The sequence below is a fragment of the Parabacteroides sp. PFB2-10 genome, assembly GCF_029893085.1.
Classification (GTDB): Bacteria; Bacteroidota; Bacteroidia; order Bacteroidales; family Tannerellaceae; genus QVMG01.
The window spans coordinates 123,822-149,327 of the sequence record NZ_JARXWI010000001.1 but is presented as its reverse complement, the minus strand read 5'-3'; the positions used below and the strand labels follow the sequence as shown (position 1 = coordinate 149,327).

Below are 25,506 nucleotides of genomic sequence, written 5' to 3'. Positions count from 1 at the left end.
CCCCTTCTTAGAAAAGAAGGGGGGGACCGCTGCTCGCAGCGGTGGGGTAGTTTGAATTCTTTACAACTGATTATTTTCTTTTTTTGATACAGAGTATAAACCAACATAAATGCATATTTTTTATAGATCAAACTACCCCACCATCGCAAGCGATGGTCCACCCCCTTCTTTTCTAAGAAGGGGAGCTTTAGTTAGTTATCTGCTACGTAATGTCAGCCAGGCTTTAGATAGTTATTATATAATTAAATTCATAATTCTTAATTCATCATTATTATGGCTCGTCCAGTAACATTGTATTCCCTTCAATGGGGTGATCTCTCTTTAGAGACAGTATGTGAGAAAGCAAAAGAGTTTGGCTACGACGGTATTGAACTGGGACTTCCCGACCACCTGGATGTCCGCCAGACCGATCCCGCCTATTACCAGGGCATCCGCGACCTGTTGGCCCGCTACGGCATGCAGTTGCATTGCATCTCTACCCACCTGGTGGGGCAGGCCGTGTGCGACCGCATCGACGAGCGCCACAAAGGCATCCTGCCTGCCTATATCTGGGGCGATGGCGATCCGGAAGGCGTAAGCCGCCGTGCAGCCGAAGAACTGATCCGTACTGCCGAGGCCGCTAAGGCGTTGGGCGTCGACACCGTGGTCGGCTTCACCGGCAGCCCTATCTGGCACCTGCTCTATTCTTTCCCGCCGGTGACCGAAGCGATGATCGAAGAGGGCTATAAAGAGTTTGCCCGCCGTTTCATCCCGATCCTTGATGCCTACCAAAAATTAGGCGTTCGTTTTGCCCTCGAGGTACATCCTACCGAGATCGCTTTCGATACCTTCTCCGCCCGGCGCGCGCTGGAGGCAGTGGGCAACCACCCCGCCTTCGGGTTCAACTACGACCCCAGCCACCTGGGCTACCAGGGGGTCGACTATGTCGATTTCATCTATGAATTCCCCGATCGTATCTTCCATGTACACATGAAAGACGCCTGGTGGAGCGACACCCCCCGTCAGGTCGGTGTCTTTGGTGGACATGTGCCCTTCGGCGATCCGCGTCGTTATTGGAATTTCCGCAGCGTAGGACGCGGCAAGGTCAATTTCGAAGAGATCATCCGCGCCCTCAATTCCATCGGCTACCAGGGTCCCCTCTCCATCGAATGGGAAGACTCCGCCATGGACCGCGAACACGGCGCCCGCGAATCATGTGCCTTCACCCGCCAAATCGATTTCCAACCCTCCGCACACGCCTTTGATGCGTTTTTTGCGAAGGAATAAACGATGAAAAAAACGTTCGCTTCCGGTTCAAAACGAAAAACCGAAGTGTAAGCAAAAAGGGGCAATTCCGAGCGATTTGCCCCTTTTTTGCTTACACTTCGGTTTGTTAAAAAATGTTTCTCCCGGGAGTTTGTCTCCAAAGTCCCGGGTTTTCGGAAAAATTCTCCCGCGGTTTTGACAATTTGATAATCGCTTAACGAGCGAAGCGAAGTGCAGAGCAAAATGTCAAATTGGAAAATCTTCAAAAAGGGAAGAAATTGAAGATGTTTCAGGAAAATCCCGAAAGGGATTTAATTCCTAATAACTCCCAGTGAAGAGAGCGAAGCGAACGACTGGGGGTGATAGCAAATGTAGAAACAAACCAACGCCGAAAGGTGTTGAATTAAACAATTGAACCCTTTTCGGGTTCATGAGATGTTAGATCCTTTTATGCCTACCCCCAGTCGTTCGCTCTGCTCTCTTCACTGGGGGTTATTAGGAGTTCAACGCCTGTGGGCGTACCCTTTCTATCTTTCCATTTCCCCCCCCCTATCTGACCCTATCTCCCATCTCCTATCCCCCCATTCCCCCCCCTATCCAATCCATAAAATCAATTAAATCAAATCATAGTCCATCCTGTTTTCAGCGTAATCACAGTTTTTATTCGTATCTTTGCCCCCTCTAATCCAAAGTACAAGAAAATATGAAACAGATATATCATATCCTTTCCCTGTTAGCTTTCCTTCTCCTGGCTTTCTCCTGTTGTAATATCGGCGATGAAGACGAGTATACGGTGACCCCTCCCCGTACCCTGTTGGTCTATATGGTCTCCAGTAACCTGGGTGGATCGATGCAGACGAATATCGAGCATATGAAAAGCGTAGCTACCCGTAAGAACCTCAACGACGGCAACCTCGTCGTGTTCTATTCCACCGCCAAGGACGGCACCGCCTCCGGGCGTCTCTTCCGTATCAAAGAGGACCGAAACGGGCAGGTCGTCGAGGAGGAGATCCGCACATACAATGAAATAAGTGCCATTTCACCGGACTTTATGCATTCGGTGGTCGAGGATGTGATGCGTGATTTCCCGGCGAAAAGCTACGGTATGATCCTTTCGAGCCATGGTACCTCGTGGATGCCGACCGATTATAAAGACCTGCGTTCCTTTGGCGAGGAGAATGGGCAGCGCATGGAGATCTACGACCTGGCCCGCGCGCTCCGCGGCTTTCAGTTCGACTTCCTCTCGTTCGATGCCTGCAGCATGGGCGGGGTGGAGTGTGTCTATGAACTCAAAGATGTAGCCGACTATATTCTTGCCTCGGCTTCGGAGATCATTAGCTATGGTTTCCCTTACAAAGAGGTGCTTCCCTATTACTTCACCGACGAGGCCGACCTGGCAGCCATTGCCAAAGGCTTCTACGATTTCTATACCACCTACACCTATCCCTATGGCAATATGGCGGTGATCAAGACCGCTGCCTTAGACGATCTGGCAGAGGTGATGGCCGAGATTATCGCGGCAGCCGGCGAAGAAGCACTCTATGGCCTCTCGCTTCAGGGCGTGCAGGTGTTATCCCGTTTCTCGAGCGCGCTCACCTCGCTCTATGATATCGAAGACCTGGTAGCCCGTATGGTAAATGAAGGGCTGGCCACCGAAGAACAGAAAACGCGTTTCGACGCCGCCCTGGCAGAGGTGGTTCAAACAAAATACTGCACCGAGCAGGTCATCATCCAGGGACAGAGCCGCCTGCCGGTACGCACCTTCTCCGGCCTTTCCATCTACCCCCTGCGAGAATCCCTGCCCCAGCACAACGCCTGGTACCTCGAAAACCTCGCCTGGGCGAAAAGGGTGTATCCCGCGCAATTGGATAATTGATAAGGGGTAATTGACAAACCCCTCTCCCTCCCCCCCAAAAAATATCAAAACCTTTGTGCGCCTTCGTATTCCTCGGTGGTTCAAAAAAGAACTAATGGTACGTGTTATGAAGACTTAACCACGAAGTATCACTAAGTCGCACAAAGGTTTTTGTCACAAAATATTTATTAGAAATAGGAAGAGCATAAATCGTAAAGAATATAGATAAGTCTATCCATTATCCATTATCCATTATCCATTAACTTAACCTTTTCCTTCCGCAATCTGTTATAAGATAAATGAAATCAGACAGATATCGCGTAAGCGGTCGCTTTTGCGTAAATGGGACGAAAACGGTTTCGTTGTCTAAACAGGGGTGTTTGTACAGAAAACCGATGTTTTCGGATAAGAAACCGTTTAAAAAGCGAAAAAAAAGGCCGCAAAGCGTTGCGGTTATGAAAACTATGGCTACTTTTGCTTCCTATAAGTGGGATGTGTTGTGTCCAATCGTGTGAAAACTCTATGAAAATGAAGAGACGAAGGCAATGCAAAACCCCTTGAAACAGACAATTTTATTAACATTATAGTATTAATTTTAATTATTAATTTTATGAACAAAAAGTTTTTTACTCTATTGGTTGCGATGATCGCAACAATTAGTTTTGGAGCTTTTGCACAGTCGGATGTGGATTTGGAAGAAGGCTATCCTGAAGCTTTTAAGCCAGACAGTAGTTATGTATTGGAAGCTTGGGCGGTGCCTCTTACACCTAGTAATGATGCTCTACTGCAAGAAAGAAATGCAATTGATTTTACAGGACTTATGGATGCGCCGATTGGTTATTTAGTGTCTGAAGAAGTAGTAAAAGGTCAAAGCAAGATTAAATTGGTAACAGGCACATTCGCTCCGAAATCTTTTGCTGCGCTGGATTCAGCGTTGTGGGATATCGCTATCGAACGTCCTGCTGGACAAGAAGTGGCTTATTACTCATTCCAAAATGTTGCGAGTAGCAAGTTCTTAGCCTATAATATGCCTGATGCAAAGAACATTGTAACCGGTAATACACTGGCAGGAACTGATAACCCGGTTTTCGGTGCGGAAACTTATAGTAAATTGTGGATCAATGGTCAGAACGCCTCTGTACCTGTTGCTACACATTATTATATGAGCTTAAGTAATGTAGCTGGGAATGACTCTGTATTTGCATTGGCTTATAACGCAGATCGAACCGCTGTTTATCCTGCTAAATTTGGAAATACTCTTGCTCTGGAAGCTTCTGAAGCTCGCGTAATTATCATCCCGAGAAAGGTTGCGACAGCTAAGTTTGCAAAGAAAATCACCAACGGTGTGTATGCTGTGACTATCACTGGTAGTGCTAATAGTCCTGAACTGATTGGTAAAGATTTGAGAATGAATATGGCAGGTCGTGCTATTAACTATTTCACTGCAAAAGATTTGAGAAATGCACAGCACATGCCTTCTGCACAGTGGGTATTTACAAACAATAGCGTAGAAGGTACTCAAGTAACTGCTGTTAACCGTGAGTATCCTGGCAACAACGGACGTATTTTCAACAACGATTATGTGTATGAATTGCAAGACGCAACTGTAAACGGAACATGCTATACAGCTTCCGGTGATACTATTTTATTGACTCCGATCACCAATATTTCTGATCCGAAACAAGGTTACTGGTATCATGGCGTGAAAGATGCTGATTCTACAAAGGTAACAGCTACTTTGCGTTATCTGAATTTGTTGAAAAATGACCAGGCTATCGTATTGGATGCAAACGATGCTATGACTATCAGCAAAGACGAATCTGCAACTACCTTCCATCTGCTTGGTTGTGACTTTACGTATGCCAATGCTCCGTATGGATATGTTCCGCAGACCACTACAACAGCTGCTGACTATATCGCAAATCTGGTTCAGTTGGAACGTTCTTATTATTTTATTGCTATGAAGACTCCGAGCTTGACTTACAACGGTCCGGCTACATGGCGTGTGATTACTTATAACTCTACTTTCAAAGTATTTGAATTGTCAGACGAAATCATTGAGATTAAAGATGATGCTAATAATACGTATCAGCCTGATTATGCCGCTATCCGTAACGCAGGCGGTATCCGTTTCCACTTGAAAGAAAACAACGAATATGCCAATGAAGGTGACGAAGCAGCAAGCTGCTACTATTCTTTGGTGTATCAGCTTGGCAATGATACTCACAAAATCAATATCAATCCGTCTACCTTGGAATTGGTAACTGGTGAAGTAGGTGATAGCCGTCCGCAGGTTTCTACTGCTGCTTTCAAAGTAGCTCCGGGTATCGCAGAACATCAGAACGGTTACCGTTTGTTCGGTACAGAAGATGATGAAAAAGATGTTCCAAGCATCGTGAAGATCTTCCGTGCAAACTATGATGCTACAAGAGCCTATCTGTATGAAGATGCTAACAGTGTATATGCAACTCAGCCTCTTGGCCCGAACGAAGTACAGGTACCGGGTGTAAAAAGAGAAAGCCAGATCAACTTCTTAGGTGTTGATGAAGAAAGAAACTTCGATAAAACAAAAGCTGCTCTGAAACTGAGCTATATCCGTGGTACAGAAATGCCGCAGTATGTGATCTCGGTTGATGAAGATCATATTCAAAAAGATGGCTCGGAAGAAAAATGGGAGCTTTGCTCAGAATGTGGTGAAAAAGATTGCGGACACTCTAAGTACACACCGGGTGAAGAAGCCGTAGACAAACGTGTGATCCGCGTGTTGATGAATATGGTTGAAACTGCTAAGTATTCTGACGACGCAGAAACTGCCAAAAAATATGTTTGGGATAATAGCTATTATCGCTTAGCCTTTGTTGATGCTGAAGTTGTTTGGAATTCAGACAAAGCTGAAGAAGGTGAAGAATATAGAACTATCGACTCGTTGATTATCGATGGTAAATTGTTCGACTTCGAAAACTTCAAAATGGAAGAAGGAGCAACTGAATTCACCTCTCACAAATTGTATTCTCCGGTATTGTTCTCATTCCGTCTCTTGGATACGAACAGCAATGACTTCCTGATTGAATCTGAGTCTTTAGCTGAAGCAGCCATAGTAGAATTCGGTGGTAGAATTTATCCTCGTGGAGATTATGGTGGTTGGATCAAATATCAGAATGGTGTTCCGGTAATTGTGAATTATTATACAGCTTCTTGGTATGGATATGCTTGGGATATGGCTGAAGTATTCAACTGGGAAGTAACAGACCAAGAAGCTACTTCTAACGAAGGTCCTGCTGCAGGTATTGTTGAAGTAACCGCTGCTTATGGCACAATCACTGTAACAGGTGCTGCTGGCCAGGCTGTTGTTATCACTGACATCCTTGGTAAGGTTATCGCTAACACGGTGATCACTTCTGACGCTGCTACATTCGCTGCTCCTGCAGGTGTGGCTGTTGTTAAGGTAGCTGGCGAAGCTGCGAAAGTGTTGGTGAAGTAATTGTTAATTCTTAATGGTTGATTATTAATTCATAAAAGACCGTTAGATTACGATACATACAGAAAGCGCTCCCATTCGGGGGCGCTTTTTTTGGTATATATGGGCTACTATTTTCAAATGTGGTAATAAGTGAAGATTCCCAAGGAATACCGAAATAAGTATCCAAAAGCTCCCCTTCTTAGAAAAGAAGGGGGAGGACCGCTGCTTGCAGCGGTGGGGTAGTTTGAATTCTTTATAAATGTTTTTCCTATTTCTTTGATAGTTACAAATACACAAAACAGAACAAATGTGTGATTTTAATATATCAAACTACCCCACCATCGCAAGCGATGGTCCCCCCCCTTCTTTTCTAAGAAGGGGAGCCGAGATAGTGCTTTCTGCAAACCTTCAATTTCTTTCCAATTTGAAGATCCAACCACAGCCCAATCTGCGCAATCTGTATCACTAACCACTAACCACTAACCACTTCCCCCTATCAATTATCAATTATCAATTATCAATTACCAATTAATTTCCCCTATCTTTGCTTTATGGCAATTATATCGGACACCGGGCAACGGTTGAAATACCTCTTTATCTTAGTCGCAATGGTGATTGCGGGGGCATCGTTGGTGTTCTCGAATATGCTGACCAAGCAATTGGCGGGCGAGGAGCGCGAGAAGATGGAGATATTTGCCGAGGCGCAACGCTCGATGCTGAAGGAGCAGAACCTGTTGGAGACCGATATGTCGCTTTACCTGCGTATCATCGAAGGAAACCGGACGATCCCGGTGATCTTATGCCGCGAAGACGACAGTATCCTCTTTTCTAAAAATATAGATGCGCCGGAGGATGATCCGGAGTTGTTTCTGCAGAAGAAGCTCGCCTCGCTGAAAACAAAGAATCCGCCGATTGTGATGGAGATCGACCAGGAGACGGTGCATTACCTCTATTATGACGATTCGGTGATCCTGAAACGTTTGAGTGTCTATCCCTATGTGCAGTTGGCGGTGGTCTTTATCTTTATCCTGATCTCTTTCTTAGCCCTGGCGAGTACCAAGCGGGCGGAGCAGAACCGCGTCTGGGTGGGTCTCTCGAAAGAGACGGCGCATCAGTTGGGTACGCCTATCTCTTCATTGATTGCCTGGGTGGAATACCTGAAGACGAAAGAGATTGATCCGGCATTGCTTAATGAAATGGGCAAGGATGTGGCACGTCTGGAGATGGTGGCCGACCGCTTCTCGAAGATCGGCTCGCGTCCGGATCCGATGCCGGTGAATTTGGTGGATTCGGTTCGCAACGCGATCGGGTATCTGGAGAACCGTATCTCGGCGAAGGTGCGTATCACGACCGAGATGCCCGACCATCCGGTGTGGGTGAAGATCAACGATTCGCTCTTCTCCTGGGTGATGGAGAACCTGATCAAAAACGCCGTCGATGCCATGAGCGGACAGGGAGAGATCCTGATCCGTATGGAAGAGGTACAGAAAGAGGTGCGCATCGATGTGACCGACAGCGGGAAAGGCATACCCAAATCACGTTATAAGACCGTTTTTAGCCCCGGCTACACCACGAAGGCACGCGGCTGGGGATTAGGCCTCTCCTTGGTGAAACGCATCGTCGAGTCGTACCACAATGGCAAAATCTATGTCAAGAGTAGCGAGGTGGGACGGGGGACAACGTTTCGTATAGAATTACCGAAGAGGTAATTCTTACGAATTATGAATTATGAATTATGAATTGGAGCGAAGCGGAAATCGCTTAGCGAAGCGTAAAGCAATTGGAGCGAAGCGGAAATCGCTTAGCCGAAGGCGCAGAGCAATTATAGATTTTGATGAGAAACTTTAACTATGGAGAAAATGAGAGAAAATATTGTACGGGAAAAGAGTTTTGCGTTTGCTTTGCGGACAGTGAAACTGTATAGGTTCTTAGTAGAAGAAAAGAAGGAGTATATATTGTCGAAGCAGTTAATGCGTTCGGGAACAGCAATTGGAGCATTGCAGAGTGAAAGTGAAAATGCGGAAAGCGAAGCGGATTTCATTCATAAGTTGGCAATAGCACAAAAGGAATGTAACGAAACCTTGTATTGGCTGAAGTTGCTGTATTATTCCGGTTACCTGGATGAAATCGCCTTCCAAAGTATATATTGTGACGCAGAAGAATTGAAGCGTATCATAACAGCTATAATTAAGACTACAAAAGAAAGAGGCAAAAAGGATAAATAGGGCTGAGTTTTTAGGGTAAATAGAACTTTTAGGGAGAAGCCAATCCTTTAATATCAAGCTTCGCCATTAGGAGAACCTCATAATTCATAATTCATAATTCATAATTTATTCCCCTTCCTTTGTCGAAGTGATTTATTTTTTTCATACCTTTGCAAGGTTTTTTACACAAAGCGGTTTTGGGAAAGTTTAATTCATATAAGATCGATCTAAAGAATCTGCCTCAGGGGGTATATACTTACGAATACCAATTGGGGAATACGTTCTTTATGGACATTGACGGAGACGAGGTGCAGAAAGGGAAGGTGCATGTGGTATTGACCCTGAAGCGTACGTCGGTGGCTTTTGAGATGGACTTTGAATTGAACGGGACAGTGATGGTTCCCTGCGACCGTTGTTTAGACGATATGGAATTGCCGGTGGAGACAAAGAATCGCTTGGTGGTGAAGTTCGGTAAGGAATATGCGGAAGAGAGCGACGAGATCGTCGTTATTCCGGAGGAAGAGGGGGCGATCAACCTGGCCTGGTTCCTCTATGAGTTTGTGGCTTTGGCCATACCTATGAAGCATGTTCACGCGCCGGGCAAATGCAACAAAAATATGTCGTCGAAATTGAAAAAGCATACTGCAAGTAGTTCGGACGAAGAGGATGATGACGTGGTCGACACGGATAGCTCTTTGGATGAAGGGCAGGTAGACGCGACCGATCCGCGTTGGGATGCTTTGAAAGGTTTACTGGAAGATTAATAATAATTAAATACAACTAAAATGGCACATCCTAAAAGAAGACAAGGTTCAGCTAGACAAGGAAAGCGCAGATCGCACGACAAGGCGGTAGCTCCTACTATGGCCATCTGCCCTAACTGTGGCGCATGGCATATTTATCACACCGTATGTGGTGAATGCGGCTATTACAGAGGTAAATTAGCTATCGAGAAAGCAGCAGCGCTTTAAGAGAGAGCGTTCCTTAAGGAAAGAGAGGCACGGAGGGTCTTGGGAATGATTAATTGTTACATTGTTTAATGATTAATTATGAAGAAGAAGAGCCTTCGTGCTTTTTTATATTTCCGGCGAATGTGCGTGAAGGCCATAACAACTAAGTCATAAACAAAGTAGATATATGGAGAGATTGAATGCGGTTATTACAGGTATAGGAGGCTATGTTCCCGAAGAGCGGTTGACGAATGCGGACATCGAGAAGCTGGTAGAAACCTCCGATGAGTGGATTACCACGCGGGTAGGAATCAAAGAACGCCGTATCCTGAAAGGGGAGGGGCTGGGACTTTCCTATATGGGTATTCGTGCTGTCAACCAATTGTTGGAGAAGACCGGAGTGGATCCGAAAGAGGTGGAGGTGGTGCTTTGTGCTACTACTACGCCTGATTTTGGTTTCCCGACCACAGCTTCTATTGTCGCGTATGAAACAGGGTGCGTGAATGCGCTTACTTTTGATATGCAGGCTGCCTGCTCCGGCTTTATCTATGGACTGGAAACGGCTGCTAATTATATACGTTCGGGACATTATAAGAAGGTGATCTTAGTGTCGGGCGATAAGATGACGGCGATAACCGATTATACCGACCGGAACACGGCGCCGCTGTTTGGCGACGGATGTGCGGCGGTGATGATGGAACCAACTACGGAAGCGATCGGCCTGATGGACAGCATCCTCCGCACCGACGGTACCGGCCGTGAATACCTCTACATGAAAGGGGGCGGCTCGGCTTATCCTTCTTCGCATGAGACGGTTGATAAGCATATGCACGCGGTCTACCAGGATGGTAAATATGTGTTTAAACACGCGGTGACCTATATGGCGGATGTGGCGGCAGAGATCGTTGCACGCAATGGGTTGACGAATGAAGATATACATTGGGTAGTGCCTCATCAGGCTAATAAGCGGATCATCGACGCGGCGGCACGCCGTTTGGGTGTGACCGATGAGCAGGTGATGGTGAATATCCAGAAATATGGAAATACAAGTGCCGGTTCGATCCCTCTTTGCCTGTGGGAATGGGAAGAGAAGTTGAAGAAAGGGGATAATATGATCCTGGCTGCTTTTGGTGCTGGTTTTACCTATGGCGCGGTTTACCTGAAATGGGGATATGACGGAAAGAAAGCATAAATCGGGATTTGTTAATATTGTCGGGAATCCCAATGTGGGGAAGTCGACGCTGATGAACCGGCTGGTAGGGGAACGCATCTCTATCATTACGTCGAAAGCGCAAACGACTCGCCACCGCATTATGGGGATTGTGAACAGCGACGATATGCAAATCGTTTACTCGGATACACCGGGTGTGTTGCAACCCAATTATAAGTTGCAGCAATCGATGCTTAATTTCTCGCAATCAGCCCTGGGCGATGCCGATGTTTTATTGTATGTAACCGATGTAGTCGAGACGATCGATAAGAACGAAGTGTTTCTGGAACGGGTGCAGAAGGTGGAATGTCCGGTATTGTTATTGATTAATAAGATCGATCTGACGACACAAGAGAAGCTCGAAGAGCTGGTGACCGGATGGAAAGATCTGTTGCCCAAGGCGGAGATACTGCCGGTTTCGGCTCTTTCCAATTTCAATATCGATTATATACGCAAACGGGTCGAAGAGCTGATGCCCGAGTCGCCTCCTTATTTTGAGAAGGACGCACTGACGGATAAGCCGGCTCGCTTCTTTGTGACGGAAATTATACGGGAAAAGATCCTGCTTTATTATCAGAAAGAGATTCCTTATGCGGTGGAAGTGATCGTGGAGTTGTTTAAGGAAGACGAGAAGATGATACATATCAAGGCGCTGATCGTTGTGGAACGTGATTCGCAAAAAGGAATTATTATTGGCCACAAAGGCGCTGCTTTGAAGAAGGTAGGGCAGATGGCTCGAAAGGATATTGAACGATTCTTTGACAAGAAGGTCTTTCTGGAGATGTTTGTCAAAGTAGAAAAAGACTGGCGTAACAGAGACAATCTGTTGCGTTCATATGGATACACGATGGAATAGGTAGGAATTATGAATTATAAATTATGAATTATGAACTCGATCAGGGCATAACTCATAATTGCTTTGCGCTGTGCTAAGTGATTTCCGCTTCGCTCCAATTGCTTTACGCTTCGCTAAGCGATCTTCGATTCATAATTGCTCTGCGCCTTCGGCTAAGCGATTTATAATACATAATTGCTCTGCGCCTTCGGCTAAGCGATTTATAATACATAATTGCTCTGCGCCTTCGGCTAAGCGATTTCCGCTTCGCTCCAATTCATAATTCATAATTCATAATTCATAATTAAAAAATGAGTAATATAGTTGCAATCGTAGGTCGCCCGAATGTCGGGAAATCAACCTTGTTTAATCGTTTGACCAAAACGCGTCAGGCTATCGTAAACGAAGAGGCGGGTACAACCCGTGACCGCCAATATGGTATGGTCGAATGGACGGGACGTGAGTTCTCATTGATCGACACCGGCGGTTGGGTGGTTAATTCTGAAGATGTTTTTGAAGAAGAGATCAACAAACAGGTACAGATTGCTATTGAAGAAGCGGATGTAATCCTCTTTGTTGTAGATATTCTGAACGGGATTACAGACCTGGATGATAAGGTGGCCTCTATCCTTCGCCGTTCCAAAAAACGGGTCGTTGTGGTGGCAAATAAGGCGGATACCTTTGAGAGACATCCGTATGCTGCCGAGTTTTATTCTTTCGGATTGGGTGATCCCTTTTGTGTGTCAGCTGTGAATGGCTCGAATACGGGTGATTTATTGGACAAGATTGTCGAACTGTTGCCTGAGAAGAAAGAGGAAGAACTGGAAGACAACCTGCCGCGTATTGCGATCGTAGGGCGTCCGAATGCCGGGAAATCATCGCTTATCAATGCCTTTATCGGAGAGGAACGCCATATTGTGACCGATATAGCCGGTACGACCCGTGATTCTATTTATACAAAATACGATAAATTCGGCTTGAACTTCTACTTAGTCGATACGGCGGGTATCCGGAAAAAGGGCAAGGTGAATGAAGATATCGAATACTACTCTGTGATACGTTCTATCCGGGCGATCGAGAGTTCGGATGTCTGCCTGTTGATGATCGATGCTGTCCGCGGTGTAGAAAGCCAGGATCTGAATATATTCTCCCTGATCCAAAAGAATAAGAAAGGGCTGGTGGTCTGTGTGAATAAATGGGACTTGATAGACGATAAAAGCCAGAAGGCGATCACCCATTATATCAATACGATCAAGGAGCGTTTTGCGCCGTTTACAGACTTCCCGATACTCTTTATCTCTGCCTTGACAAAACAACGTATCCTGAAGGTATTGGAGACGGCTAAAGAGGTATATGACAACCGGAACAAACGTGTCTCTACGGCGAAATTAAATGAGGTGATGCTGCCTATTATCGAGCAAACGCCGCCTCCTGCCAACAAGGGGAAATACATCAAGATCAAATATATCACCCAGTTGCCCGCCGGACAGGTGCCTACCTTTGTCTTTTTCTGTAACCTGCCCCAATGGATCAAAGATCCCTACCGACGTTTCCTGGAGAATAAGATCCGTGCCAACTGGGACTTCTCCGGAACCCCTATCAATATCTTTATACGGGAGAAGTAAAGGAATAAAAACGTAAACAAATGTTAATTCGTTCGTTTCGGACAAAACCCGCAAATTACGATTTGTAATTTCGGCGGGACTTTGCGCGCAAAAACGCAGGACTATTTTTGCAAACTCCCGGGAGAAACACTTTTTAACGTATGGATTTGTAAGCAAAACGGCCGTTTTGCTTACAATCGCTATTTTAACATTTTCGGATGAACCTAAGCCTTTGAACTTTCTATTGTCTACATTATCTTTATTATCTTTGCGAGTATACAAAACATGCTTATTTACGAGTAGACCACATTCTAATCATGAAATTCAAACTATTTATCTTCTTATTTCTGGGCGCTACTTATGCCAATGCCCAGCTTGCGCCCGATTGGGAGAATCCCCAGGTGATAGGCATCAACAAAGAACGCTATCATGCAACCCTTACATTGCCCTCCCGGAAGGGTGCCTGCAGCGAAATTGTCTCGCTCAATGGCAACTGGCAGTTCAAATGGTCGCCCGATCCCGATAGCCGTCCGGTCGATTTCTATAAAAATGACTACAACACCGACGGCTGGAACCTGATTGCCGTGCCCGGCTCGTGGCAACTGCAGGGGTATGGCAAGCCCATTTATACCAACATACCTTATCCTTTCCAAAAGGACGAACCGAAGGTGACCAGTGAACCGCCTGCGCATTATTATAGCTACGAAAACAGAAATCCTGTCGGCTCGTATGTAACCACCTTCGAGGTCGAGCCCCAGATGAAAGACAAACGCTTGTTTCTTCACTTCGAGGGGGTAAAGTCGGCTATGTATGTTTGGGTGAATGGCGAGAAGGTAGGCTATAGCCAGAACTCCATGTCGCCTGCCGAATTCGATGTGACCAACTATGTGAAGCCAGGAACAAACCGCCTGGCGGTAGAGGTCTACCGATGGTCGGACGGGAGTTATCTCGAAGACCAGGATATGTGGCGGCTTAGCGGGATATTCCGTCCGGTGGAATTGTGGGTACGCCCGCAGACGCACATCCGGGATTATGCGCTGGCTACCGATCTTTCAGGCGATATGAAGTCGGCTACGTTCCGCACAAAAGTATGGGTGAGAAACCAAAATCGCAAGAAGGCGAAAGACCTGCAAGTTATTGTCAATATCACCGGTGAGAATGCCAACGGAACAACATTCAATTCAACAAAGATCCATAACCTGAAAACAGTTCAGCCCCTTGCCGAAGTGCAGGTAGAACTATCCGATCTGTTGGAAAATCCTCGCCTCTGGTCGGCCGAAAAGCCCTATCTCTATCAGGTGAACATCACGCTTCGGGATAAAAAAGAGATACTCGAATCCTTCGATTATCACTGGGGCGTCCGCCAAATCGAAATTATAGGCGATATATTCAAAGTCAACGGCAAGCCCATTAAATTGAAAGGTGTGAACCGCCACGACTACCACCCCCGCACCGGTTTCTATGTAGATCCGGAGACGATGGAGAAAGATATCCGGCTGATGAAGCAGGCCAATATCAATATGATACGCACATCGCATTATCCGCATCTGCCTTTATTGTACGAATTATGCGACAGATACGGCCTCTATGTTATGGACGAAGCCAACCATGAAAGCCATGCCTACGGATTGGGAAGTAAGACATTGGGCGATAATCCACGCTGGACGCTGGCTCATGTAGACCGAGCGGTGTCGATGTTGGAAAGAGATAAAAACCATCCGAGCATTATTTTCTGGTCACTCGGCAACGAAGGTGGAAGCGGCCTGAATCTGAAAGCCATGGCTGACACGGTTCGGGCGTTAGACCCCACTCGCCCGGTCTACAACGATACAGACCGTTCGGTGTCGGATGTCTACGATGAAGGATATCTAAGTACTGAAGCCTTGAAAGCCTTGGGTGAGCGAATCACCGACCGCCCCGTGTTTTTGCGCGAATATGCCTACGCCATGGGCAACTCCATCGGCAATTTCAAGGAATACCTTGATGTGATCGAGGGCGATCCAAGCATTATCGGTGCCGCCATCTGGTGTTGGGTGGATCAGGGGATTCCCAAGAAACTGGACGGATCACCGCTACGTTATCCCGAAAATCCTTCGTTGTTAAAGCTGATGCCTGGTGAATTCTGGGCGTACGGCGGAGACTTCGGTGACCATCCGCACGATGGTCCCACCGGCATTAACGGACTGATATCGCCCGACCGCGTGCCCCATCCTCATTACTATGAAGTGCAGAAAGTGTATCAATACATCCAGTTTCAAAAGGAAGGAGAGACGCGTATCAAACTGATCAATACATTCGACTTTACGGCGTTGGATGAGTTCGATTACAGTTATGAGTGGATTTGCGATGGCAAGAAAGTCGGTAGCGGCATTCTCCGCCTGCGTGGTGATGTGATGGACGTTCCGGCAAAACCCCATGTCGAAGGCGAATTGTTCTTAAACGTATATGCCACCCTGAAAGAATCCACCCTGTGGGCCAACAAAGGTTTTATCCTGGCTAAGGAGCAATTAATATATAGCCGTTTCGAAGCACCCCAACTGACAAACGAAGGAGGGAAGGCAGTCTATAAAGAGACGCCCGATGTCATCGAAATCACTGCCGGAAGCGCGTTGTTCCGTATTGAAAAGGTCACCGGCGCCCTGACCGCTTGGCAGGTAAATGGAGTCGAAATCTTGCAAGCTCCGCTGGAACCCTATTTCTGGAAGCCAGCCAATGATGTTCAGCTGCGCAACGGCTACAACAAACGCCTTGGCGCATGGAAAGAGGCCGGTGCGCAACGCGTAGTCAACTCCTGCCGGGTTAATACGAAAGAGGGCTTGGTTATCGTCGATCTCGACCTTTCTTTGCCGACTATCGGAGCGGCATATCAACTCCGCTACACCGTGAACGGCGTTGGCCGCATACAGATGGAGGCCTCTTATCAGCCGGAGAAAGAGAATATTCCCCTGATGCCTAAATTCGGTATGCGGATGCGTCTCGCTTCGGATATGGACGAGGTGGAATGGTATGGACGCGGCGAGTTCGAGAACTATCCCGATCGCAAAACGGCTGCCCTGTTGGGTCTCTACCGCTTGCCGTTAGATAGTTTTATCACCCACTATATCGTTCCGCAGGATAATGCCAACCGAAGTGATGTGCGTTGGTTCTCACTCGGCAACGATAGTGGCAAGAAAATAAAAATCATCGGACTTCAACCTCTCTGCTTCCGTGCCTGGCCTTATGGCGAAGATGATGTAGAGAAGGCAGAGCATCCGCACGAACTGCCCCACCGCGATTTTATCAATCTGAACATCGACCTGACTATTCACGGAGTAGGTGGCGACGATGGTTGGGGAGCCCGAACCATGGAAAAGTACACGATCGATGGCAACAAAGCGTATGCGTATGGATTTATGATGGAGTTCCTTCCGTAATGGGAGCTAAAAATCACGCATGTCAATTCATGTAATTATCGACTTTTGTGTCAGTCTCGTGATATAATTGTTTAGTGAATATTGGCAAAATCGGTTGGTTGACGTTATCTTTGTAGATAAAACAAAAAACAAAAATGCCATGTTGAAAAGTATTCCTGAACGTATTGAAGCCCTTCGCCGGGCAATGAAAGAGAAGAAGGTGGATGCCTATATCATTCCCAGTTCGGATCCACATTTGAGTGAATATCCTGCCGATTGCTGGAAATCGCGTGTTTGGATATCGGGTTTTACCGGATCGGCCGGAACGATTGTCGTGACAGCCGATAAAGCGGGTCTGTGGACCGACTCCCGTTATTTTCTGCAGGCTGATATTCAACTGGCCGGCACAGGAATAGAACTGTATAAAGCTTCACTTCCGGAAACGCCGACGATTCCCGAATTTCTATTGACAGCGCTGAAAGAGGGGCAGACTGTCGGTTTCGACGGACAGACGTATGGGGCTTCCGATGCCTTGAACCTGCAGACGAAGCTTTCTAAGAAAAATATCTCTTTGGAGGCATCCTACGATTTGGTGGGTGATTTGTGGGAAGACCGCCCATCCATACCAAAGAATCAGTTGTTTGAGATGCCGGTGGAACTGGCCGGTCAGTCGGTTTCCGATAAATTGAATGTGATCAACGATCAACTACATCAGCAGGGAGCGGACTGTCTGATCTTAGGCGCTTTGGACGAGATAGCCTGGACCTTTAATATCCGAGGCACAGATGTAACCTATAATCCGGTTGTTGTTTCCTATGGATTCGTGTCGGAAAAAGAAACTGTTCTTTTTGTCGATCAGCAAAAGGTATCGAAAGAGATTGCCGAAAATCTGCAAAAAGAGGGCGTGATCCTGGGGGATTATTCCCGGATATACACATACATTTCGCGCTTACCGCATGATTATACGGTGTTTATCGATAAAGCGAAGACCAATTATGCCCTCTACAAGGCGATTCCGGAAGCTTGTGCGATTATCGACGATATCACGCCGGCCAACCACCTGAAGAGCATTAAGAACGAAACGGAGATCAAAGGATTCCGCAACGCGCTGGTGAAAGATGGTCTTGCTATGACGAAGTTCTATATCTGGCTGGAAAAACAGATGGCAGCCGGAGAAAAGGTAACCGAGCTGAGCGCTGCGGCGAAACTCTCCTCTTTGCGTGCCGAGCAGCCCCTCTACCTGATGGATAGCTTTGCGGCGATCAGCAGTTATGGCGCGCATGGCGCGATTGTTCACTACACCCCTTCACCGGAAACCGACGCGACTTTGTTGCCCGAAGGATTGTATCTCTTGGATTCGGGTGGGCAATATATGGACGGAACGACTGATATTACCCGTACGATTCCCCTGGGTGAGCCGACCGAACAGATGAAAAAGGATTTTACCCGCACGTTGAAAGGCATGATCGGGATTGCCAAATGTAAGTTTCCCGCCGGCATACGGGGGTGTCTGATCGATGTGTTTGCCCGTAAGGCTTTGTGGGATGCCGGAATTCAATACCTGCACGGCACCTGTCATGGCATCGGCCATTGTCTGAATGTACACGAAGGGCCGCAGAGCATCCGTATGGAGGAGAATCCGGTGATATTGAAACCGGGTATGGTGATGAGCGACGAACCGGCGATGTATCGCACCGGTGAGTATGGCATACGCACGGAAAATATGATCCTGGTGCGGGAAGACAGCGAAACGGAATGGGGAAAATTCCTGACTTTTGAAACGCTTACCCTGTGTCATATCGATACCCGTCTGGTGATTCCTTCCATGTTGTCGGTACGTGAACTTGCCTGGCTCAACAAATACCATCAGATGGTGTACGAATTGCTTAGCCCCCAGCTGAACGAAGAAGAGAAGGCGTGGTTAAAAGAAAAAACAAGCGAGATTTAGGCAAAGCCTATATCTCGAATTATGAATTGTGAATTATGAATTATGAAGGGGAGACCCTTCTTATATTCTTATAATTCATAATTCATAATTCACAATTCATAATTAAAGAAAAGATGGCTTTACTGAAATCAGTTCGTGGCTTTACGCCCGAAATAGGAGAAGATACATACCTGGCCGATAATGCAACTATTATCGGTGATGTGGTGATTGGCAAAGGATGCAGCATCTGGTTTGGTGCTATCCTGCGTGGCGATGTGAACTCGATCCGTATTGGCGATGGGGTCAACATCCAGGATGGTTCGGTTTTGCATACATTGTATGAGAAATCGACAATTGAGATCGGCGACAACGTATCTATTGGGCACAATGTGACCATTCATGGCGCTACGATATGCGATGGCGCTTTGGTAGGCATGGGTTCGGTGGTGTTGGATCATGCCGTGATAGGAGAGGGGGCGATTGTAGCGGCCGGCTCGGTGGTGTTGAGCAATACGATCGTGGAACCGGGCAGTATCTATGCCGGTGTGCCTGCCAAGTTTGTGAAAAAGGTAGATCCCGAGCAATCGAAAGAGATCAATCAGAAGATTGCAAAGAATTATCATATGTATTCGTCTTGGTACAAGGAGAATGAAGAATGAGGAGTGATGAATTGGAGCGAAGCGGAAATCGCTTAGCGAAGCGTAAAGCAATGAAGAATGTTATGAAGAAGGTTGCGTTAGTAATAGGGGTAGTGATTGTGTTGTTGGCAGGCTTTTTGGCTTTGCCTTCGAATTATTATCTGCGGCAGGCATTGATTCATTTGCAGCCGAAGATCGATCAGTACCCGATCTTTGATAACCGGCTGATCGTAGCAGCAGAACCTACTCCCTGGCCGGTGGCAGATGGATATAATCGGCTGTCGTTGCCGGAGGATGTGTTACCTGGGTTTGAACAGTTTGAAACGGTTGCGTATGTCGTTATTCAGGATGGCAAATTGTTGTTCGAAGAATACTGGGATGGTTATTCTGCCCAGTCGCACAGCAATTCGTTCTCGATGGCAAAGAGTATCGTTTCACTGGCTATCGGATGCGCGATCGATGATGGATTTATCGAAAGTGTCGACCAGCCGGTACGGGATTTCTATCCGGAGTTTGCGGAATACAACGGGAAGACGTTGACCATCCGTCATCTGTTGACCATGAGTGCCGGGGTGGATTTCCAGGAGGCCTACACCTCTCCCTTTTCACCTACGACAAAACTCTATTACGGGAATGACCTTCAGCAGGTGACCTTCGATATGAAAATGGTCGAGGAGCCGGGCGTGAATTTTGTGTATCAGAGCGGTGTTACGCAATTGCTCACCTTTATTGTAGAAGCGGCCACCGGAGAACCCATTAGCGACTATGTCTCGCGCAGGCTTTGGACGCCCATGGGAGCAGAGGAAACGGCCGTGTGGAGCTTAGATAAGAAAGACGGAATAGAAAAAGCCTATTGCTGTTTCAATAGCAACGCCCGGGATTTTGCCCGTTTCGGACAACTTATGCTCAACGAAGGGCGCTGGGGCATATGGCAATTAGTCTCTGCCGACTATATGAAAGAGGCGATGACGCCCGACCGTTCACTTATATATAAAGAATACGATACCCCCAATACGGTGTATGGATTCCAGTTCTGGAAACTTAGCTTTGAAGGTATGCGCGTGATGTATATGCGCGGTATATTGGGACAATATGTGTTGGCCATACCCGATAGGAATGCGGTTATCGTGCGCTTAGGAAGGAAACGAAGCGAAGAAAGAACCTCTCAGCATTATCCGATGGATATCGATCTGTGGCTATCGACCGGAATGAGAGTCTTGGATGCCGCGGAGAAGCTGGCCGGAAGCGGTGATAATGGGGAATAAAGAAATAGTAAGATAAAGAAGATGATAAAAGAAGCTGTGCAAAGCTATTTGCAGAAAAATAACCTGAAAGCGATTGATCTCAAAGCGGTTCTGTTCGATATGGACGGCGTACTGTATGATTCCATGCCGTATCATGCGCGTGCCTGGAAAGAGATAGCAGACAAATATAACCTAATCTCTTCGCCCGAAGACTTCTATCTGATGGAGGGACGTACGGGAGGAGCAACGATTGATATATTGTATCATCGCACCTTCGGACATGGTGCGACGGAAGAGCAGAAGCAATTGATATACGACGAGAAGGCAGCTCTTTTTAGTTCATATAACGAAGAGGCGGTTATGCCTGGTGCTTTCGAAATGCTTCGGAAGGTGAAAGATGCCGGGATGCAGGCGATTCTGGTCACCGGCTCGGGACAATATAGCCTGATTGATAAATTGAATGGGCATTTCCCGGGGATATTTACCATAGAAAAGATGGTGACAGCCTATGATGTGAAGTACGGAAAACCCCACCCGGAGCCCTATCTGATGGGTCTGGAGAAGGCAGGAGTCAAGGCGCACGAGGCGATTGTGGTGGAGAATGCCCCCATGGGCGTAGAGGCCGCCGTAGCAGCAGGTATCTTTACGATTGCTGTCAATACGGGACCACTGTCCGACTCCGTACTCTTAGATGCTGGAGCCGGTTTGTTATATCCTGATATGAAAAGTCTGATAAACGATTGGAATCGCTTACTTGCTGGCCTTCAGTCCACGAATAACGGATGAGGTAAATCCGGAAAGTTCCATTTCATTCAATCCCTTGATGGTGATACCACCGGGCGTGGTTACCTTGTCGATCTCCGCTTCGGGATTACTCCGGTTTCTCTGAAGCAGATCGACCGCTCCTTTGACCGTTTGCAACACAATCTCCTGCGCCTCCTGTGGGTAAAAGCCCAGTTCTACACCGCCTTCGATAGAGGCGCGAATGTAGCGCATGGCAAAGGCAATGCCGCTGGATGCCAGGGCGGTTCCGGCCGACATCAGGCGCTCTTCGATTAACATAGCGTCACCCATCTCCTTGAAGATATTCAATACCTGCGTGGTTTGCTCCTTCGAAGCGTTCCGGGCAGAGACGAAGGTCATGCTGCTCATAACGGCAATAGCCGTATTAGGCATGATGCGAAAGATGGTGGGTGATATCTTGGAATCCATATTTTTGGTCAGGTAGCTGTTCAGCAGGTCGAAGGTAATACCCGCTGCTACCGACAATATCATATGTCTATCGAAATCCAATACCGGTTTGATCTCATCAATAACCGACTCTACCCGCCAGGGTTTTACCGAAATGATAATGATATCCGATTGGCTGACTGCTTCCAGGTTGTCGTATGTGGCATGGATATCGGGGTGGATTTCTTTCAATCTGTCTAAAGAATCATACTCGGGATGCGCGGTACAGGTCACATCCGAAGGGTTGATAATAGTGCCGTTTACTAATCCTCGCGCGATGGCGCCTCCAATATTTCCTGTTCCGATAATGGCTATTTTCATTGTTTCATGTGTTAATTATTCATCAAAAGAGGCGACAAATGTAGCCAAAATAATTGAATGTCTGCCTCTTTGTCGTATATTTGCGTTCATAGTTTAAACTTAAAATACAAGTATATGAAGAAGATTTTTGTAGCAGCCCTCTTGTTGGCGTGCGCGCTTACCTCTGTGGAAGCACAGGAAACAAATGACTATGTTTTTACTCCCGTCAAAGAACTAAAAATTACGCCGGTTCAAAACCAAAGCCGTACAGGCACCTGCTGGTGTTTCTCCACCCTGGGATTTATCGAATCCGAACTGATTCGTATGGGGAAAGGCGAACATAATCTATCTGAAATGTTTGTGGTGAATCACACCTATCGCGACAAAGCGGAGAAGTTTGTGCGCATGCATGGCACGATGGAGTTTGCCGAAGGCGGCGCTTTCGATGATGTTATTTATGCGATCAAGCATTACGGTATCGTTCCCGAAGCGGTGATGGAAGGCAAAGAATATGGCGAAGATGCCCATGTTCATTCCGAATTGGTCGGTATCCTCAGAGGATATGTGGATGCGGTGATCAAGAACCGGAACGGAAAGCTCTCGCCTGTTTGGCAGGATGGATTCAACGCCGTGGTAGATACCTATCTGGGCAAGTTGCCGGAGACGTTTACGTATAACGGAAAAGAATATACCCCGCAGACTTATGCGAAAGAATTGGGTTTGAATATGGATGATTATGTGTCATTGACATCGTATATGCACGAGCCGTTCTATAGCGCATTCCCCATAGAGGTGCCCGACAACTGGCGTTGGTCTGCTTCGTATAATCTGCCGATCGACGAATTGATGCAGGTGTTCGACCATGCTATCAATACCGGTTACACCATTGCCTGGGCTTCAGACGTGAGCGAAATTGGCTTTACCCGCAACGGTATCGGCGTAGCTCCGGATGTAGAAGCGATTGAGACCTCCGGTTCCGATCAGGACAGATGGGTAGGATTGAGCGCGGCGGAAAAGAATGCGGAGCTGCGTAAAATGGTTGAAAAGCCAGGTGTGCAGGAAGTAACCGTAACCCAGGAGATGCGTCAGAAGGCGTATGACAACTACCAAACGACCGATGACCACGGCATGCAGATCTTCGGTATCGCCAAAGACCAGAACGGAAAGAAATTCTATATGGTAAAGAATTCATGGGGAACCGACAGTAAGTATAACGGAATCTGGTATGTGTCTGAAACATTTGCCAAATACAAAACAATGGATATCATCGTACACAAAGACGCTCTGCCAAAGGCGATCCGTACGAAATTAGGTATTTAAAGAAAATCTTTTTTGAAGAAGAATTCTTGATTCGGAGAAATGAAGTATCCGGATCAAGAATTTTTTGTTTTTAATCTATTGGGATCCTGCCGACAATCCCATAGTGTGAGAACCGTAATCTTTCTTGTGTCGTATTGATAAAAGATCATATAATCAGGATGGGGTATGATATATCTGACATTGTCAATCTCAGTTTGCCCACCTATTGTCGGGCTTTGGGCTACTAAAAGAAGGATTTCATTGAATTTATCATAGAGTTGACGACTATACTTATTATTTCCGTTTCGTTTCCTGAAATAGAGTAAGGTGTCTTTCAAAGTAAGGTTCGCGTTTTGGGTCCAGACTATTCTTCGAGCCATTTCTGTACTTCTTTATCTACATTTTCGCTATCAATCGTTTGATTATTTTCTGCTTGCTCCATTGCTGTATGGATCTTTTCCTTCAGCTCATTGGAAAAATAGAACAGGTCTTCTTTTTCTTCTTCTGCCGGGTTTGGTATTAAAATACTTTTCACCTTTTCCAATAAAGACTGGTCGTCCGTTTGCATGAGTTTACGGATAAGCGATTGCTTTAATTCTAATTCAAAGGTAGTCATGGTCGTTATTTTTTCTATCTCAAAGATAGTGTTATTTTTGTTAGAAAGCATTGTTGCTTATTTCTTAATCAAAACCGTAATGCGCAGTCCCAAATCAAAAAAGACCATTTTACTGTTGACATTTTGCGTGATATGACGTTCGGCTTTGGCCAGTTCGTCCATCAGATCGAATACATTTCTTTCGTTTACAAAAGGAGAAAACTTCACCGAGAAATGGCTTTCCTCTTTGTTCATATAATTCATTTCAGGCGCCTGGAAGCGGTAGATGAAGTTCTCCCGTATCAGGTGTTGGCAATAGGCGAGGAAGTTTTTCTGTCGTTCGCGCCCGATGCCGGCCATCAGATCCCCCATCTCTTTCATACCTTTCACATTGCGCGACCAGGAGTTGCGCATCATGCCCTTGAACTGCTCCAGGAAGAACTGGTTTTCCTCCCCCATACTGATCGCCTCGACAGCCTGCAGGAAATTACCGTCGGCCAGATGGGCGATCTGCATAGCGTCTTGGGGCTCCAGGTGGTAGAGTTGTATCAGTGCCTGGGCTATCGCTTCTGTCTGAATGGGGCGCACATGAATCCGTTGCGCACGCGACAAGATGGTTCCCAAGATTAGGTCCGGTGTTTCGGATACCATCAGGATCACCGTGTTTGCAGGTGGCTCCTCGATGATTTTCAATAATTTGTTGGCACAGGTCGGATGCAGCTTCTCCGGCAGCCATACAAAGAGGATGCGGTAGTCCGCCTCGTAAATTTTCAGGCTGAGCTTGCGTATGATTTCATCGCTCTCTTTGGAATAGATAATCGCCTGCGAATTGCCGGCGTCCATCTCATTCAACCAGTCGTCGAGCGAGAAGTAAGGCCTGTCCAACAGGAACTCGCGCCATTCACTTATATAATCATCGCATACCTCTTTTTTCTTCTCTTTTTTGGAAATAATAGGAAAGACAAAATGCAGGTCGGGATGTGCCAGTTCGTTGAATTTCAAACAGGATGGGCATTTTCCACAAGCATCTTCCGAGCCGCGTGCCTGGCAGTTCAAATAGCGTGCATAGGCAAGCGCTAACGGGAAAGCACCAGCACCACCATTCTCTGTAAATAGTTGCGCATGAGGCACAATGCCTGACCGGGCGGATTGTATCAGTCTGTTTTTTACCTCTTCTTGTCCTATGATATCTTTGAAATACATATTTTTTGTCTGTTACTTTCAACAAAAGTACAATAAATAATCATTCAGACATTTTTGCGCGACTTTTTATGCGAGCTTCCAGGAGAATATCGTACATTATGAAGAACATAAAGTCGGCCGATTTCATTCAATTTTTCAACAAAATATTTGCAGATATAAAAATAAGATTTACCTTTGCATCGCCGTTCAAAAAAGGAGTTTGATGAACAGTTTACATTCTTCCTTAGCTCAGTTGGTTAGAGCATCTGACTGTTAATCAGAGGGTCCTTGGTTCAAGTCCAAGAGGAAGAGCAAAGAAAAACCGGTTTCCTGAAG

The 25,506-nt window shown here is 46.5% G+C and carries 19 protein-coding genes and 1 tRNA gene; 17 read left to right on the top strand and 3 right to left on the bottom strand.

The features are described 5' to 3' along the window. The first annotated feature begins 273 nt into the window (after positions 1–273). From M2137_RS00690 to M2137_RS00620, 15 genes are all read left to right on the top strand, one after another. Positions 274–1,266, top strand: coding sequence for a sugar phosphate isomerase/epimerase family protein (locus M2137_RS00690; protein WP_280764539.1), 993 nt, complete (start codon positions 274–276; stop codon positions 1,264–1,266). A 682-nt stretch (positions 1,267–1,948) separates the two neighbouring features. Continuing rightward, a complete protein-coding gene (locus M2137_RS00685) occupies positions 1,949–3,121 on the top strand; it encodes a clostripain-related cysteine peptidase (RefSeq protein ID WP_280764538.1) in 1,173 nt (390 codons plus the stop codon). Positions 3,122–3,710: 589 nt separating this feature from the next. After that, positions 3,711–6,581 (top strand): DUF6383 domain-containing protein, encoded by a 2,871-nt coding sequence (locus M2137_RS00680; RefSeq protein WP_280764537.1) that lies wholly within the window; start codon positions 3,711–3,713, stop codon positions 6,579–6,581. A 530-nt stretch (positions 6,582–7,111) separates the two neighbouring features. After that, positions 7,112–8,269, top strand: coding sequence for a HAMP domain-containing sensor histidine kinase (locus tag M2137_RS00675; RefSeq protein WP_280764536.1), 1,158 nt, complete (start codon positions 7,112–7,114; stop codon positions 8,267–8,269). A gap of 141 nt (positions 8,270–8,410) precedes the next feature. Beyond that, complete coding sequence (locus M2137_RS00670) at positions 8,411–8,785, top strand: four helix bundle protein (RefSeq protein ID WP_348538020.1); 375 nt, start codon at positions 8,411–8,413, stop codon at positions 8,783–8,785. A 176-nt stretch (positions 8,786–8,961) separates the two neighbouring features. Beyond that, positions 8,962–9,528 carry a DUF177 domain-containing protein gene (locus M2137_RS00665; RefSeq protein WP_280764535.1) on the top strand — a complete coding sequence of 189 codons (567 nt, stop codon included), beginning with the start codon at positions 8,962–8,964 and terminating at the stop codon, positions 9,526–9,528. Between the two features lie 21 nt (positions 9,529–9,549). Further along, positions 9,550–9,735, top strand: coding sequence for a 50S ribosomal protein L32 (gene rpmF / locus M2137_RS00660; protein ID WP_280764534.1), 186 nt, complete (start codon positions 9,550–9,552; stop codon positions 9,733–9,735). Between the two features lie 166 nt (positions 9,736–9,901). After that, a complete protein-coding gene (locus tag M2137_RS00655; protein ID WP_280764533.1) occupies positions 9,902–10,906 on the top strand; it encodes a beta-ketoacyl-ACP synthase III in 1,005 nt (334 codons plus the stop codon). Continuing rightward, entirely contained in the window at positions 10,887–11,780 is an 894-nt protein-coding gene (gene era, locus M2137_RS00650; RefSeq protein WP_280764532.1) for a GTPase Era, read from the top strand. Before M2137_RS00655 ends, era begins: the two co-directional genes overlap by 20 nt. Positions 11,781–12,070: 290 nt before the next feature. After that, positions 12,071–13,384, top strand: coding sequence for a ribosome biogenesis GTPase Der (gene der / locus M2137_RS00645; protein WP_280764531.1), 1,314 nt, complete (start codon positions 12,071–12,073; stop codon positions 13,382–13,384). A gap of 296 nt (positions 13,385–13,680) precedes the next feature. Next, positions 13,681–16,776, top strand: a complete 3,096-nt coding sequence (locus tag M2137_RS00640; protein ID WP_280764530.1) for a glycoside hydrolase family 2 TIM barrel-domain containing protein — start codon at positions 13,681–13,683, stop codon at positions 16,774–16,776. 139 nt (positions 16,777–16,915) lie between these two features. Continuing rightward, positions 16,916–18,703, top strand: coding sequence for an aminopeptidase P family protein (locus M2137_RS00635; RefSeq protein ID WP_280764529.1), 1,788 nt, complete (start codon positions 16,916–16,918; stop codon positions 18,701–18,703). A gap of 113 nt (positions 18,704–18,816) precedes the next feature. Beyond that, positions 18,817–19,341 (top strand): gamma carbonic anhydrase family protein, encoded by a 525-nt coding sequence (locus M2137_RS00630; protein ID WP_280750993.1) that lies wholly within the window; start codon positions 18,817–18,819, stop codon positions 19,339–19,341. 62 nt (positions 19,342–19,403) lie between these two features. Then, positions 19,404–20,585 carry a serine hydrolase gene (locus M2137_RS00625; protein WP_280764528.1) on the top strand — a complete coding sequence of 394 codons (1,182 nt, stop codon included), beginning with the start codon at positions 19,404–19,406 and terminating at the stop codon, positions 20,583–20,585. A gap of 21 nt (positions 20,586–20,606) precedes the next feature. After that, positions 20,607–21,350 carry an HAD-IA family hydrolase gene (locus tag M2137_RS00620; protein WP_280764527.1) on the top strand — a complete coding sequence of 248 codons (744 nt, stop codon included), beginning with the start codon at positions 20,607–20,609 and terminating at the stop codon, positions 21,348–21,350. On the opposite strand, the gene proC is transcribed toward M2137_RS00620, so the two are convergent. Continuing rightward, positions 21,315–22,115, bottom strand: a complete 801-nt coding sequence (gene proC / locus M2137_RS00615) for a pyrroline-5-carboxylate reductase (protein ID WP_280764526.1) — start codon at positions 22,113–22,115, stop codon at positions 21,315–21,317. The two genes, M2137_RS00620 and proC, sit on opposite strands and share 36 nt — an antisense overlap. Positions 22,116–22,229: 114 nt before the next feature. On the opposite strand from proC, the gene M2137_RS00610 reads away from it, so the two are divergent. After that, on the top strand, positions 22,230–23,414 hold the full coding sequence (locus tag M2137_RS00610; RefSeq protein WP_280764525.1) for a C1 family peptidase: 1,185 nt from the start codon (positions 22,230–22,232) through the stop codon (positions 23,412–23,414). Positions 23,415–23,757: 343 nt separating this feature from the next. On the opposite strand, the gene M2137_RS00605 is transcribed toward M2137_RS00610, so the two are convergent. Further along, a complete protein-coding gene (locus M2137_RS00605) occupies positions 23,758–24,009 on the bottom strand; it encodes a hypothetical protein (RefSeq protein WP_280764524.1) in 252 nt (83 codons plus the stop codon). 57 nt (positions 24,010–24,066) lie between these two features. Beyond that, entirely contained in the window at positions 24,067–25,191 is a 1,125-nt protein-coding gene (locus M2137_RS00600) for a DNA polymerase III subunit delta (RefSeq protein ID WP_280764523.1), read from the bottom strand. Between the two features lie 217 nt (positions 25,192–25,408). On the opposite strand from M2137_RS00600, the gene M2137_RS00595 reads away from it, so the two are divergent. Then, positions 25,409–25,482 (top strand) — tRNA-Asn (locus M2137_RS00595). Positions 25,483–25,506: the final 24 nt, after the last annotated feature.

What these genes read in the sequence shown, in the direction of transcription:
- M2137_RS00640 (WP_280764530.1), top strand. Translation starts at nt 13,681, where the DNA reads ATGAAATTCAAACTATTTATCTTCTTATTTCTGGGCGCTACTTATGCC.
- M2137_RS00635 (WP_280764529.1), top strand. Translation starts at nt 16,916, where the DNA reads ATGTTGAAAAGTATTCCTGAACGTATTGAAGCCCTTCGCCGGGCAATG.
- M2137_RS00610 (WP_280764525.1), top strand. Translation starts at nt 22,230, where the DNA reads ATGAAGAAGATTTTTGTAGCAGCCCTCTTGTTGGCGTGCGCGCTTACC.
- der (WP_280764531.1), top strand. Translation starts at nt 12,071, where the DNA reads ATGAGTAATATAGTTGCAATCGTAGGTCGCCCGAATGTCGGGAAATCA.
- M2137_RS00655 (WP_280764533.1), top strand. Translation starts at nt 9,902, where the DNA reads ATGGAGAGATTGAATGCGGTTATTACAGGTATAGGAGGCTATGTTCCC.
- M2137_RS00690 (WP_280764539.1), top strand. Translation starts at nt 274, where the DNA reads ATGGCTCGTCCAGTAACATTGTATTCCCTTCAATGGGGTGATCTCTCT.
- M2137_RS00685 (WP_280764538.1), top strand. Translation starts at nt 1,949, where the DNA reads ATGAAACAGATATATCATATCCTTTCCCTGTTAGCTTTCCTTCTCCTG.
- M2137_RS00675 (WP_280764536.1), top strand. Translation starts at nt 7,112, where the DNA reads ATGGCAATTATATCGGACACCGGGCAACGGTTGAAATACCTCTTTATC.
- proC (WP_280764526.1), bottom strand. Translation starts at nt 22,115, where the DNA reads ATGAAAATAGCCATTATCGGAACAGGAAATATTGGAGGCGCCATCGCG.
- M2137_RS00680 (WP_280764537.1), top strand. Translation starts at nt 3,711, where the DNA reads ATGAACAAAAAGTTTTTTACTCTATTGGTTGCGATGATCGCAACAATT.
- M2137_RS00670 (WP_348538020.1), top strand. Translation starts at nt 8,411, where the DNA reads ATGGAGAAAATGAGAGAAAATATTGTACGGGAAAAGAGTTTTGCGTTT.
- M2137_RS00625 (WP_280764528.1), top strand. Translation starts at nt 19,404, where the DNA reads ATGAAGAAGGTTGCGTTAGTAATAGGGGTAGTGATTGTGTTGTTGGCA.
- M2137_RS00630 (WP_280750993.1), top strand. Translation starts at nt 18,817, where the DNA reads ATGGCTTTACTGAAATCAGTTCGTGGCTTTACGCCCGAAATAGGAGAA.
- M2137_RS00620 (WP_280764527.1), top strand. Translation starts at nt 20,607, where the DNA reads ATGATAAAAGAAGCTGTGCAAAGCTATTTGCAGAAAAATAACCTGAAA.
- M2137_RS00605 (WP_280764524.1), bottom strand. Translation starts at nt 24,009, where the DNA reads ATGACTACCTTTGAATTAGAATTAAAGCAATCGCTTATCCGTAAACTC.
- era (WP_280764532.1), top strand. Translation starts at nt 10,887, where the DNA reads ATGACGGAAAGAAAGCATAAATCGGGATTTGTTAATATTGTCGGGAAT.
- rpmF (WP_280764534.1), top strand. Translation starts at nt 9,550, where the DNA reads ATGGCACATCCTAAAAGAAGACAAGGTTCAGCTAGACAAGGAAAGCGC.
- M2137_RS00600 (WP_280764523.1), bottom strand. Translation starts at nt 25,191, where the DNA reads ATGTATTTCAAAGATATCATAGGACAAGAAGAGGTAAAAAACAGACTG.